This window comes from Chryseobacterium sp. MYb328, assembly GCF_037572595.1.
Lineage (GTDB): Bacteria > Bacteroidota > Bacteroidia > Flavobacteriales > Weeksellaceae > Chryseobacterium > Chryseobacterium pennae.
In genome coordinates this window covers 229,270-242,883 of record NZ_JBBGZQ010000003.1, presented here as the reverse complement: position 1 = coordinate 242,883, position 13,614 = coordinate 229,270, and the positions used below count along the sequence as shown (strand labels likewise).

Here is a 13,614-nt window from a genome sequence, read left to right as displayed (position 1 = left end):
ACATCATTAAAATAAAAAATATATGAAGACATCCGTTTTTTTAGAAAAATTACAAGAAGAATTGGAAGAAGATGAAACGCTTACATTAGAAACGAATCTGAAAGCATTAGAAAGCTATGACTCTATCAGCTTACTTTCCGTTATCGCTTTTGTAGACGAAAATTTCAATAAAAAAATTGATACAAAACAATTTAAGGATATTGAAACTGTTTCAGATCTGAGAGATCTTATTGGTAAAGAAAACTTTGAAGATTAATGAATCAGTTTTCATTAGAAAATAAAATAATTCTTATTACAGGGGCTTCTTCCGGGATCGGGAGAAGCTGTTCTGTAGAATGCAGTAAAAGTGGCGCCAGTCTTATCCTTATCGCAAGGAATGATGAAGAACTGCAGAAAACGGTATCCATGCTGGCTCAGGACACTAAAGTAGAAACTATTATTGCTGATATCGCACAATGTGAAAATCTTGAAGAATTAATTGCTGAAAAGGTTTCAATTTTGGGTAAGATTGCTGGATTTATCCACTGTGCAGGAGTGGAAAAAACATTGCCACTTAAAAAACATACGCCTCAGTTGTATCAGGATATCTTTGCGGTGAATGTAATTGCAGGTTTTGAAATCGCGAAAGTTTTATCCCTTAAAAAATATAAAAACGAAACTTCCAGTTTTGTATTTATATCCTCTGTAGCAGGAATGGTGGGTGAAATCGGAAAGGCTGCCTACTCATCGAGTAAAGGAGCTGTAATTTCAGGTGCACGCTCTATGGCCATGGAGCTTTCAAGAAGTAATATTAGGGTCAACAGTATCAGTCCGGCAATGGTGAATACTCCAATTCTGGAGAAAATGTTTGAAAACATTGGTGAAGATGCTGCTGAGGAAATCCTTAAAAAGCATCCGCTTGGAATTGGAAAACCTGAAGATGTGGCAAATGCCTGTATTTTCTTGCTTTCTGATGCTGCAAGATGGATAACAGGCTCAAATCTGGTTGTAGACGGAGGATACTCTGCCCAATAATTATTTTTGATAAAGATTTTCAATGATCTCTTCCACGGCATTGAAAATCTTCTGATTATCAAATTGGTCTTCTATAGTTTCGAGATTTTTTCTGATATGGGAAACAAGTTCCGGATCTGTCAGAAATGTTTTCATTGCTTCATACATCTCATTTGTGTCATAATTGATGAGATATCCGGTTTCCCTGTCTCTTACCATTACTCCTACATCGCCGGTATCTGTTGCAATAATGGGAGTCTGAAGAATTAATGCTTCTGCAACAACCAGCGGCCAGGCCTCTGATTCTGAGGAAAGGATGAAGTAATCTGCATTTTTGATGTAAGGATAAGGATTCATTCTATTTCCACATAAAATAAAGGTATCCTGCACATTATTGGCTTGAATCTGTTCTGTCAGATTTTTCATTTCTTCACCATTACCCACAACCATGACACTGTGTTTAAACCCTTCATCCATAAGTTTTTTGTGAGCGTCAATAAGCTTATGATACCCTTTTCTTGTATGAAGACGGCCTACAGAAACAAAAACCGGCCCTTTAGGAAAATCGTTTATTTTTTCTTCTGCTTTCCTTTTAATTTCTTCAATAGGAATAGCATTAATCACTACACTCTCAGATGGATATTGCAGATCCGGGTAAGATTGATGCATGATGTCTTTGATCTTTTGAGAACAGTAGATCATATGGTCAAACTGAGGGAAGTTTTTAAGAATATCTGAAACTAATGGCTTCATTCCCGGAATATTGATTTCAGAGTGGAACCAGCCTATTTTTTTTGAAACTCTATTACTGGAATGAATTACGGATGAGAAAGCAGCATAAGTTGGAGCAATCTCAATATCAAATTTTTTATTTCCCAGGATACGGTCGGATATCTTGTGATCTTTCAATGCTCTTGACAGTTTCAGTCTTCGGCGGATGAGCTGAAGTTTATGAATAAGGGGATTTTGTGAAAAATCTTCCTTTCCTTCCGTCAGGTATACTTTTTTTACATGTTTTGGAAATTCATCTTTCAGTTCTCCCTGGTTCAGATTAAGGCAGACTGTAATGTCAAATTTCTCAGGATTAAGGTTATTGAGCATGCTCAAAATAACTTTTTCCACCCCTCCCATTTCCATAGAGCGGTGCCTGAAAAGAACCTGTATTTTCTTGTTTTCTGACATTATCTGAAAAGTTTTTGTAATGTGATTGCTATATTTTTCTTTATCCTGTACCAAATTCCGTGCTGATATTCTAAAAGAGCAAAGATCTCCTGATGGTTGGTATACTTTTCCGGAATCTTTTTTCCGTTGATGCTTGTAAGGTTCCTTCTTTTCATCGTTGCCAGTACAACCTGTGCAAAATAATCGTAAGATTTACCTTTGTTGTTATTCTGAGAAATACCTCCAGAGTGGGCTCTGTAAAGATAATTGGTGTCATCTATAAAATAAACGTCCCCTTTTTCATACATTTTTAAGTAAAGGTCCTGATCTTCTGCTATCCTTAATTCCGGATTCATTTTTTCTGTCTTTTCATAGACCTCCTTTCTGAAGGTTACAAAATGATTGATCTGATTGGGATAATTGAAGAAATACGGATCTCCGTTTCTTACCTGCATGGCAGATTTAAAAGGTGCAATAGGCTTCAGATCTTTATCGCATCCCATAAAGCGGGAGTAGGTAAGTACTACTTTCTTTTTATTTTTAAAAACCTGAACTGCCTTTTCGATAGCTGTAGGAAGTAGGGCATCATCAGGATCTACAAAACCACAAATCTCTCCGGTAGCCAGCTCTATAAGTCTGCTTTTTGTAACACCTACGCCACTGTTTTTTTCATTTTCAAAAAACTTAAATCTTTCATCTCCTGCAATGATAGCTTTTACCTGCTTTTTTTCATTTTCTGAAGAGGCATCATCTACAATAACTGCTTCCCAGTCAGCATAGGTCTGTTTCTGCAGAGAATCATAACAATCCCTGAACAATACTGCATTGTTGTAGTGAGCGATGAGTACGGAAAACTTCATATTGAGTTATAAAGAGTGTTGAGCGTTAATTTCAGTCTGAGTGTGAAGATTACAGAACTTGTTATTTTTATCAGGTATTGCCGGCAGATATTCCAGAAAATATTCTGATAAAAAAGGGTTCATTGAACAATGAGATCCTGATGATAAACTGGCATCTTTCATAATAGGGATAGGGTAATGCTTTTTCACTTGAGTTACACAAATATAATCTGTTTTTATATAAATGAAAAAAAAATCTTTATTTTTGCTTTATTATAAAGATAACACAGTGAGTGAAATAACGAGAGTTCTCAAAACATTTATCGGATATCTGAAAAGACCCGACCTTTATCCGGAATTAGGCCGGAAAATTATTAAAAATACAGTCAACAGAGGCAATGCTTTTAAAGGGAAGGAAAAAACGAATTCCTGGGCAGCCGAAAGGGCAGTATCTCAGAAAGAAGCCGTTTCAAAGCTTTTTGGGCTTGGAACAGATGCTTTTCGTAATGATTATCAGGAAATTTTAGCAAAGGCTAGCCAAAGAGAAAAGGATTGTCCCGTAAAAATGGGTGGCCCCGGAGCTTTGGAGCTGATCTACTATGCATGTGAGTTTACCAATGCTCAGCATGTGGTGGAAACAGGTGTAGCGTACGGATGGTCTTCACTGGCATCACTTTTATCTCTGGTAAAAAGAAATGGAACGCTATACAGTTCAGATATGCCTTATCTTGCACAGGATGGAGATCAATATGTAGGGTATGTAGTTCCTGAAACGCTTAAAGGCAACTGGAAGTTATTTCGTTTTGCCGATAAGGAATCATTGCCGAAGATCTTTGCAGAAAATACGGTCTTCGATGTTCTTCACTATGATTCTGATAAGAGCTATAATGGAAGAATGTGGGCATATGATGAGCTTTACAGTCATTTAAAGAAAGGTGGTGTATTCATCAGTGATGATATTGGTGATAATTCTGCCTATCAGGATTTTTGTGAAAAAAATAATATAGGGACCACAGTAGTAGAATACGAAGGGAAATATATAGGTGTTTTTATTAAATAGTTTCATAGCAGGGATAATTTCTTTTGTTATTCTATTCGGATAAAAATATAATGAGCCTATAGTTAAAGATTTCTGGATGACAAAATCTTCATATACAATTTATAGTACGGCTGTTTAAGAGTTTTATGAGAATAAGCCAGATAACGTTTACCAGATTTCTTGCAGCAATGGCGATTGTCATTTCCCATTTCAATAAAGATCTGTTTTTATATAAAATTGATTATATATCCAATATATTCCTGAAAGCAAATGTAGGAGTCAGCTACTTCTTCATTCTTTCAGGTTTTATTATGATTGTGGCTTACCATAGAAAAGATAAGATCGAATATTCTGATTACTATAAAAACAGGTTTGCAAGAATTTATCCTCTGTATGTACTAGGGCTTTTGCTGTATTTGGTGACCAGATATTCCAGTTCCACTGTCTATGAATGCATTTTATATCTGTCCGGGTTTCAGAGCTGGGTTTTGAAAGGCATGATTGTGAATTTTCCCGGTTGGTCTATTTCTGTAGAACTTCTGTTTTATCTTTTGTTTCCCTTTCTTTATAATTATTTTTATTCTAAAGGAAATAAAAGGATCTGGGTGATAACAGTTATTATCTGGATCGTTACACAGGTATTCTGCAGTCTCTATGCTGATTCATCTTATTATAAAGGACCTCATACAAGAAGCCATGAGCTGTTGTATTATTTTCCGCTGATGCATATCAATGAATTTTTAGTGGGAAACCTTGCGGGACTTTTTTTTGTAAAAAATTCAGGGCAGAAGAATTATGATATTCCTGTAATTATTATTTTCGGACTTGTATTGTTATCATTGATTTTCCTTCCTGTATTTTATCATAATGGGTTGATGGCTGTCTTTTTTATTCCGCTTATTATTTTAATATCAAAGAATAATGGGGTCTTAACGAAGCTGTTTTCTTTGAAACCTCTGGAATATCTCGGTGAGGCAAGCTACGCAGTGTATATTACCCATATTCCTGTTCTTTATATTCTGAGAGAATTGGTGCGTAAGTATAATTTTTCTATTGATACTGTATTTGGGATTTATATAATCGTTGTTATCCTGACTTCTATTTTGTTTTATCAGTGTATTGAAAAACCACTGAGAGATTATCTGAAAAAGTTGAAAATCAGATAAAAATCTTTATTTTTGTAACAAAGCAACACAATTATGGAAATGAGAATGGTTCCCAACATTTATATTTCAGATGAAGATCTGATACAGAAATTCATTGGTCAGGAATATAATAAAAAAACGCTTTCAGTGCCGGGAGAGCATACATTGATGTTTTAATAAAAAAGAATATTTATGTATAAAACATTTTCGGAACTTAAAAAAGAACTTCGTAAAGATTCCAAAGGATTTAAAAAAATAAAAATTGCTCTGCTGGGTGATACCGCAACTCAATTCCTGAATGTTGCCTTAAAAGGAACCGCAATAAATGAAGGTTTTGAATTTGAAATTTTTGAGGCTGATTTCGGGCAGATTTCCCGTCAGATTCTGGATCCAACATCTGAATACTATGAATTCAATGCTCATTATACGATCATTTTTGAATCGTCTCATAAGTTATTGGCTCAGTATTACAAATCATATGATCCTCAGGTTTGTTTTGCAGAAAATAAGCTTGTTTATGTGACAGAGTTATATAAAACGATACAGGAACGAAGCAAAAGCAGAGTAATCTACTGTAATTTTCCATCGATCAATAATCAGGTTTTTGGGAATTTTTCCAATAAGGTAGAGTCCTCATTCGTTTTCCAGCAGAATAAACTTAATTATCTTCTTTCAGCAGAAATTGCATTTAAAAATGATAATTTCTTTATTGCAGACCTGGTTTCCATTCAGAATAAATGGGGAAGAGATTTTATGTTTTCTCCCAATATTTATGTGAATACGGAAATGGTGCTGTCTCTGGATGTATTACCCATTGTAGCCCATCATATTACCGGAATCATTTCTTCATTGGAAGGTAAATTTAAAAAGTGTCTGATTCTTGATCTGGATAATACGACCTGGGGCGGGATTATTGGTGATGATGGCCTTGAAAAAATACAGATTGGAAGTTTTGGGATCGGAAAAGCATTTACAGAATTCCAATATTGGGTGAAGGCCCTTCAGCAAAGAGGAGTGATCCTTGCTGTCTGCAGTAAAAATGATGAAGATAAAGCCAAAGAGCCTTTCGAGAAACATCCTGACATGGTTCTTAAGCTTGATGATATTGCTGTTTTTGTTGCCAATTGGGAGAATAAGGCAGATAATATCAGGAAAATTCAGGGAATTCTGAATATAGGATTTGATTCTATGGTATTTCTGGATGATAATCCGTTCGAAAGGAATATTGTAAGAGAAAACCTGCCTGAGGTTTGTGTTCCGGAACTTCCGGAAGATCCCGCAGAATATCTGGAATACCTTTACGGCTTAAATCTTTTCGAAACAGCAAGCTTTTCAGAAAATGATGCTGAAAGAACGAAACAGTATCAGGTAGAAGCTCAGAGGATTGTTGATGTAGAGCGATTCACGAACGTTGAAGATTTTCTTAAGAGTCTTCATATGGTTTCTGATGTTCAGGCATTCAACAGTTTTTCAAAGCCGAGGGTTTCCCAATTAACACAACGTTCCAATCAGTTTAATCTGAGAACAGTAAGGTATACGGAACAGGACGTTGAAGAATTGATGAATTCAGATGCTCATTATACCATTTCTTTTACTCTCGAAGATAAGTATGGTGATAATGGACTAATCTGTGTAATTGTTCTTGAAAAGAAAGATCAGGAAACACTCTTTATAGATACATGGCTGATGAGTTGCCGTGTTCTGAAAAGGGGAATGGAAGACTTTACTTTAAATACGATTTTAGATGTCGCCCGGAAAAACGGATACAGATATGTAGAAGGAGAGTTTATTCCAACGGCGAAGAACCAAATGGTGATGAATCATTATGAAGGATTGGGCTTCACAGAAAAGGATGGACGATGGGTGCTGGATGTAGAGGACTACAAAAACAAACAAGTATATATTAATCATAAACTATAAAACACATTGCAAGACACTATGAACAAAGATGAAATTTTAGCTAAGCTGACTGATATTTTCCGTGATGAACTGGATAATAATGAAATTGTACTGACTCCGGAAACTACTGCCGAAGACATTGAAGAATGGGATTCACTTTCTCATATTCAGTTAATTGTAGCGGTAGAAAAAGCCTTTGGAATCCGCTTTACTTCATCAGAAATCAGAAGCTGGAATGATGTAGGGGAAATGATAGACTCTATAACTTCTAAATAACAGATGTTGTATGCTTCTTAATTCATACAGCTTTATAATTTTCTTTATTGCGCTCTATTTTATTTATTATCTCGGTGGAAAAACCTCGAAGGTCCAAAATATAATTCTGCTTATAGGAAGCTATGTCTTTTACAGCAGTTGGAGTTGGGAGTTTTTATCATTATTGGTTGCTACTACAGGGGTTACCTATTTTGTAGGGAATAAAATAAAATCTGCTCAGAAAGAAAAGTCTAAGGTATGGTGGTTGAGGTCAGGGGTTTTTATTGTCCTGATTCAGCTTTTATATTTTAAATATTTTAATTTCTTTATTGAGAACTTTAATGATTTTCTGCACCTTTTTGGTGCTAAGGATCAACTGGGAGTATTAAAGATTATTTTTCCGATAGGGATCAGTTTCTATTCGTTCAGGATGATAAGTTATTTGTTGGATATCAGGAATAATAAGCTGAAGGAAATTCCATCTCTGTTGGATTATGCTGTTTTTATCGCCTTTTTTCCGTGTATTATTGCCGGACCAATTGACAGAGCCACACCATTTTTGAAAAATCTGAAAATAAAAAGAGAATTTTCTTCCCCTCAATTTACAGATGGACTGAAACAAGTTTTATGGGGGCTTTTCAAAAAGTTGGTAGTAGCAGATAATATTGCCGGAATTACTTCTCAGCTATTTGATTCCTATCATACCTTAAATGGAAGCGCTTTATTTGTTGGGGCAGTATTGTATTTTATCCAGTTGTATTCAGATTTCTCAGGATATACGGATATGGCTATAGGTATTTCCAAGCTGTTAGGGATTAAAATTCAACCTAACTTTAATTATCCACTGTTTGCGCAGAATGTTGCCGATTACTGGAGAAGATGGCATATTTCTTTGACCTCCTGGCTTACTGAATATGTTTTCACTCCTTTATCCATCCATTTCAGAGATTATGATAAATATGGATTGATTATGGCCATCATTATTAATTTTCTGGTAGTGGGATTCTGGCATGGAGCAGAATGGCATTATATTATTCATGGACTGGTAAGTGGAATCATGTTTATTCCATTGATTCTGAGTGGGAAAATGAATAAGAAGATTAAAACCTCGAACAACTTCATACCTACAAAAGATGAAATAAAGAATATCCCTGTAACGTTTGTTCTTTTCACTTTACTGATGATTCTTTTCTTTTCAAAAGATATGGAAATGGCGGCGAAATATTATCAGGGAATTTTTTCATTGTCATTTTTCCAGCTACCCAATTTCCCGATCCAGAAAGAAGTTATATTGGTAATGGTATTTATGCTGTTGCTGGAATGGGGAAACCGGGATAAGGAATATGCCATTAAGGAGATTTTGGTGAAAAAGAATGTCGCTTTACGATGGGGCTTTTATTATGTACTGGTGTTTTTGGTTTTTCTGTTTTATATAGCTCCTAAAGGATTTATGTACGCCATGTTTTAATATTAACAGAAATTATAGAAAGAACCCAGTAAGCTCAAGCATAATTTAAATTATGAAGAAATCACTTTTAAAATTGATCCTATTTTCTATCCTGCCTTTATTGGTATTAGGATATGCAACCTATTTTTTATCAAAACATTCGGATGATTTTTATAGAAGATTTACCTCTCCCCAGCAGAATTCTTTTGTATTGGGAAGCTCAAGGGCTGCATTGATGGATCCTGTTATTATGGATCGCATTTTGCACTCAAAATATCCTAATACGGCTATATATAATTATTCCTTTACCTGGGCACACTCTCCTTATGGTCCTAAATATCTGGAGTCTATTGAGAAAAAAATAAAACCGGAAACTAAGGATGGTGTTTTTATTGTAACTGTTGAGCCCACAGCCTTAATGGTAGATAAAAAGAAACCGGACAGTCCGGAATTTTATATTGAGAATGATAAAAGTGTTGCAAAAACTTCAAGGGTAGCCATCAATCCCAATATTGAATATCTGTTTGAAAGTTATGACGCCTCCATTACCAATGAGCTTAATAAGAAAATCATACCTCCTAAAAACATCGTTGGAGTTTCTACGATCTTAGACAACGGAAGATATGATCTGAAAATTATAAAAAAAGTTGCGCCGGAAAAACAACAGAAGTCCAACGAAAAGAATATGAGAAAACTTCAGGAAAGGATTAACGGATTGAAAGTATCTGAAAATAGAATTCTTTATCTTGAAAAAACGATTGATTTTCTTAAGCAGCACGGAAAAGTGATGATCATAAGAATGCCTGTCAATAAAGTACCTTATTCCATAGAAGAAAAGGCATTTCCGGATTTTGATAGCCGTATGCAGGCTGTTGCTTCAAAAACAAACGTTTCCTATATCAATTATAATGGATTGGATAGCACGTATAAATGGCTGGATGAGGTTCATTTGGATGAGAAATCCGTTGAAGATTTTTCAGGAGTTGTAGCAAGAGATGTTTTGTCTCATTAAATAATACCGAAGTTATTTTAAACGGTTGAATGCGGATTATTTTTTAGAAAATAAGAATAATATATAAGGCTTTAGTAATAAGAATTGTAAATTTAATTCCGGAATTCGCTGATAACGTGCCAGAAGAGTAATTAAAATCAGAAAACAAATCGTGTAACCTAAAACACTTACAATGATTGAAATAATAAATGTTCCTCCATTAATAAAGAATATTCTATCAGAGAAAAACTTGAACTTTGTATTTTTTTGTAAAAAGAATAATATAAAAATAGAAACAATAGGTTTCAGAGAAGTATTATAACCCATACCTTCTAATTACTATGTTATTCAATTCAATAGGATTTCTTATTTTTTTACCAATAGTGTTTTGCCTCTATTGGTTTGTTTTCAACAGAAAATTTCAGGAGCAAAACAGACTGTTGCTATTGGCTAGTTTTTATTTCTATGCCTGCTGGGATTGGCGATTCCTTTTTTTACTGATGTTTTCCATTGGACTGGATTATGTATCAGGAATTAAAATTGAGAACAGCAAGACCAATCGGGAAGCTAAATTCTGGCTTACTTTAAGTATTGCCATCAATCTTGGTTTTCTGGGATTCTTCAAATATTATAATTTCTTTGTTGAGAGCTTTGCAGACCTTCTTGGCGGTTTTGGCTTCAAAGCCAATATGTGGCTGCTCAATGTCATACTTCCGGTAGGAATTTCGTTTTATACATTTCATGGACTTTCCTATGTGATTGATGTCTATAAAAAGAGAATAAAGGCTGAGAGAAGTTTTACAGACTATGCGGTTTTTGTGAGTTATTTCCCCCTTCTTGTGGCGGGACCAATAGAAAGGGCTACTCATCTTTTGCCTCAGATACAGCGGAAGAGAGTGTTCAATTATGAGCAGGCGGTAGATGGGATGCGGCAGATTTTATGGGGATTTTTCAAAAAAATGGTGATTGCAGATAATTGTGCACCATTGGTGAATGAAATATTTAACAATTATCAGACGGAAAGCCCTGCTAATCTTGTGATAGGAACGGTCTTGTTTGCTTTTCAGATCTATGGGGATTTTTCAGGATATTCTGATATTGCCCTGGGAGTTTCCAGACTATTTGGTATTGAATTACTGAAAAACTTTGCATTTCCTTATTTCTCTAGAGACATTGCAGAATTCTGGCGAAGATGGCATATTTCACTTTCTTCATGGTTCAGAGATTACTTGTATATTCCGTTGGGAGGAAGTAAAGGAGGGCTTTCTATGAAGATCAGAAATACATTTATTATTTTCCTGGTTTCAGGATTCTGGCATGGCGCCAACTGGACGTTTATGATCTGGGGTGGCCTCAACGCTCTGTATTTTATGCCTTTGCTGATGATGAATAGAAATCGCCAGAATATGGAAGTTGCGGCTCAGGGAAAATTCTTACCCTCTTTTAAAGAATGTTTTCAGATCCTATTTACTTTTTTGATCACCTGTATCGCTTGGATTTTTTTCAGGGCAGAATCTGTAACACAGGCGATTCACTATATTGGCAGAATTTTTAGCCGAGAATTGCTTTCTATTCCGCATCCGTTGCCGGTAAAAGTATTGGCGTTGATTGGATTGATGCTGATTATAGAATGGATCAACAGAGAAAGGTTTCACGGATTAGAAATTAAAAGATTCAGGCCTTTGATACGACGTATTTTCTATCTGGTTGTTATTTATATTATTCTCCGTTATGCCAATTTCGGGAATAATGAATTTATTTATTTTCAGTTTTAGCATGAAGAAATTTTTAATTAAAATACTACCTTATTTTGCTGCAGTACTTATTGTATTGGCAATTCTTGGATCTTATGCTGATGGTAATACAGATGATAACTATATGCATTTTGCTGTGAAAAAGCCGCAAAATGTTATATTGGGTGACTCAAGAGGTTCACAGGGAGTTGTTCCCGGAGTTTTGAAAAAGAAGCTTTCCAGAGATTTTGATAATTTTTCTTTGAATATTGTAGAATCGCCTTATGGACAGGTTTACTTTAAAGCTTTGAAAAGAAAATTAGATCCTGAAACCAAAAACGGGACTTTTATTTTTACAGTAAGCCCATGGAATCTGTCATTAAATAAAAGCATTAAAGAAGAAAAAGATTTCCCTGAAGAGCATTCTCCATTGAATGATATGCATTTTTATGATCAGTCTCCCAACTATGAGTATCTGCTGAAACATTATACAAGAAGCTGGTTTAAAATTTATACTGAAAGAGCCGAACTGGGGCGATCCAATACTTTCCTTCACAACGATGGCTGGCTGGAGGTTAATATCAATATGCATCCGGACTCTGTGGCAGTGAGAACAAATAAAAAGGAACTGTTTTATAAAGATCTTGCTAATACAGTAGAACTTTCACCGGAGCGTCTTAGAGCGATCAATGAAATGATTAATTATCTAAGAACAAAAGGTAAGGTTTATCTGGTTCGCCTCCCTACATCAGAAGGCCTTATGGCTATTGAAAATAGAAAATATCCTTATTTTAACAAATTATTGAGGGATATAGCAAGGAAACAGAATGTGCAGTTTTTTGACTTCTCAAAAAATTATTCAGAATACGATTACACAGATGGAAACCATTTGTATAAAAAATCAAGTCTGAGGATTACTGACCGTATTGCAGATTCTATTCTTGCAGTCAGAAGAAAATAGTGTACTGACTTAAAATAAATTATTCCTGAAATTGATGTTATAAATACCGGAACGGATGCTTCTATAGTCTGTTACAAGAAACTTCATGATCATTCCCCACTTTTTTGAAGTGGAAGCATTGGCAATCTGAAAGCTTCTGTACATTCTTTTGATGTGAAGTTTTATATTTTCAGGAAGGGTAGTTTCGTTTTCAGCCCAGGTATCCACTTCTTTCCATAAAAGGACACGGGTAGTTGCCGGATTTATTTTTTTAGAATCTACCTGGGTAATTCTGTTGTCTTCATGTACACCACGTATAGCTATTGCTTGGTCTAAAATTCCGGGATAAAGATTAAGATAATAAGATAGTCTGAACAAAAACTCTGTATCCTGATGCAGTCTTAAGCTGGATTTAAACAATGGATCCATTTTTTTCATTAATGAATCTTTACGGATCGTTAAAGCATCAATACTGAATAAACCAAAGCTTCCCAACATATAGATTTGTCCGGGGAAAACATCTTTAGGTTCATGTCTTTTATAAACGGTAGTGAGTCTGTCTCCAAATAACGAATAATATTGTTCTTTTGCCTTTTCAGTGTAATAATGCACACCAAGAGCACCATAAACTCCTTCTATTTCTGGTTTTTTGAAAAGTTCTCTTTCAGCATCAAATCTATTGGGGAGAAAATAATCATCCGCATCTAGAAAAGCTATAAAATCTCCGGTAGATTTTTCTATTCCCAGATTCCGTGTTGGGCCTGCACCATGATTCCCTTTATCCGGATGTTGATAAAGTTTTACCCGATCGTATTTTTTGGTAAGCTGTTCACATACTTCTAGCGCATGATCCGGGGATTTGTCTTCTATCAGAATGACTTCACAAACTTCGTCAAACTGCAGAGCAGATTCCACTGCCTGAGAAACGTACTTTTCGGCATTGTAAACGGGAATAATTACTGAAATTTTCATTTTTTGTCAACTTAATTTTTTATATCATTTGTGTGGGTAAAAGCTTTGCAAGATAATCAATTATAAAGACTTATGCCTGAATTTTTTTTATGTAAAAAAAATATACTTTTTTTAATCTGATTCAGTAAATGTGCCCGATAAAAAGATTCTGATGACCTTGTATAACTTTCTTTTGTGTTTAATTTAAGCTGTAAAAGTAT

The 13,614-nt window shown here is 35.1% G+C and carries 14 protein-coding genes; 11 read left to right on the top strand and 3 right to left on the bottom strand.

Annotated features, from left to right (window positions below):
- Nucleotides 1-22 precede the first annotated feature (22 nt).
- Nucleotides 23-256, top strand: a complete 234-nt coding sequence (locus tag WH267_RS05100) for a phosphopantetheine-binding protein (RefSeq protein WP_115968084.1) — start codon at nt 23-25, stop codon at nt 254-256.
- The gene (locus WH267_RS05095) at nt 256-1,014 is read left to right on the top strand and encodes an SDR family NAD(P)-dependent oxidoreductase (RefSeq protein WP_340006245.1); all 759 of its coding nucleotides are present in this window, start codon (nt 256-258) and stop codon (nt 1,012-1,014) included. The genes WH267_RS05100 and WH267_RS05095 overlap by 1 nt, the downstream gene beginning before the upstream one ends.
- Here the strand turns inward: WH267_RS05095 and WH267_RS05090 are convergent, their stop codons facing one another.
- Both WH267_RS05090 and WH267_RS05085 read right to left on the bottom strand, forming a co-directional pair.
- On the bottom strand, nt 1,015-2,175 hold the full coding sequence (locus WH267_RS05090; protein ID WP_340006243.1) for a glycosyltransferase: 1,161 nt from the start codon (nt 2,173-2,175) through the stop codon (nt 1,015-1,017).
- Nucleotides 2,175-3,014: a glycosyltransferase family 2 protein gene (locus WH267_RS05085; protein ID WP_123320475.1), complete on the bottom strand. Its 840-nt coding sequence runs from the start codon at nt 3,012-3,014 to the stop codon at nt 2,175-2,177. Before WH267_RS05085 ends, WH267_RS05090 begins: the two co-directional genes overlap by 1 nt.
- Before the next feature lie 268 nt (nt 3,015-3,282).
- On the opposite strand from WH267_RS05085, the gene WH267_RS05080 reads away from it, so the two are divergent.
- The 9 genes from WH267_RS05080 (at nt 3,283) to WH267_RS05040 (ending at nt 12,463) form a co-directional block, all read left to right on the top strand.
- On the top strand, nt 3,283-4,053 hold the full coding sequence (locus WH267_RS05080; RefSeq protein ID WP_340006240.1) for a class I SAM-dependent methyltransferase: 771 nt from the start codon (nt 3,283-3,285) through the stop codon (nt 4,051-4,053).
- A 125-nt stretch (nt 4,054-4,178) separates the two neighbouring features.
- Nucleotides 4,179-5,198 (top strand): acyltransferase family protein, encoded by a 1,020-nt coding sequence (locus tag WH267_RS05075; RefSeq protein ID WP_340006238.1) that lies wholly within the window; start codon nt 4,179-4,181, stop codon nt 5,196-5,198.
- A gap of 33 nt (nt 5,199-5,231) precedes the next feature.
- On the top strand, nt 5,232-5,354 hold the full coding sequence (locus tag WH267_RS05070) for a hypothetical protein (RefSeq protein WP_259080860.1): 123 nt from the start codon (nt 5,232-5,234) through the stop codon (nt 5,352-5,354).
- A 15-nt stretch (nt 5,355-5,369) separates the two neighbouring features.
- A complete protein-coding gene (locus tag WH267_RS05065; protein WP_340006235.1) occupies nt 5,370-7,097 on the top strand; it encodes an HAD-IIIC family phosphatase in 1,728 nt (575 codons plus the stop codon).
- An 18-nt stretch (nt 7,098-7,115) separates the two neighbouring features.
- Nucleotides 7,116-7,352 carry an acyl carrier protein gene (locus tag WH267_RS05060; protein ID WP_115968075.1) on the top strand — a complete coding sequence of 79 codons (237 nt, stop codon included), beginning with the start codon at nt 7,116-7,118 and terminating at the stop codon, nt 7,350-7,352.
- Between the two features lie 10 nt (nt 7,353-7,362).
- Nucleotides 7,363-8,799, top strand: a complete 1,437-nt coding sequence (locus WH267_RS05055) for an MBOAT family O-acyltransferase (protein WP_340006233.1) — start codon at nt 7,363-7,365, stop codon at nt 8,797-8,799.
- Nucleotides 8,800-8,851: 52 nt separating this feature from the next.
- Nucleotides 8,852-9,790: a hypothetical protein gene (locus WH267_RS05050; RefSeq protein ID WP_340006231.1), complete on the top strand. Its 939-nt coding sequence runs from the start codon at nt 8,852-8,854 to the stop codon at nt 9,788-9,790.
- A gap of 320 nt (nt 9,791-10,110) precedes the next feature.
- Nucleotides 10,111-11,544: an MBOAT family O-acyltransferase gene (locus WH267_RS05045; protein WP_340006229.1), complete on the top strand. Its 1,434-nt coding sequence runs from the start codon at nt 10,111-10,113 to the stop codon at nt 11,542-11,544.
- A 1-nt stretch (nt 11,545) separates the two neighbouring features.
- Nucleotides 11,546-12,463 carry an SGNH/GDSL hydrolase family protein gene (locus tag WH267_RS05040; RefSeq protein WP_228438426.1) on the top strand — a complete coding sequence of 306 codons (918 nt, stop codon included), beginning with the start codon at nt 11,546-11,548 and terminating at the stop codon, nt 12,461-12,463.
- Nucleotides 12,464-12,472: 9 nt separating this feature from the next.
- On the opposite strand, the gene WH267_RS05035 is transcribed toward WH267_RS05040, so the two are convergent.
- Nucleotides 12,473-13,414, bottom strand: coding sequence for a glycosyltransferase family 2 protein (locus tag WH267_RS05035; protein WP_115968065.1), 942 nt, complete (start codon nt 13,412-13,414; stop codon nt 12,473-12,475).
- Between the last annotated feature and the right edge of the window lie 200 nt (nt 13,415-13,614).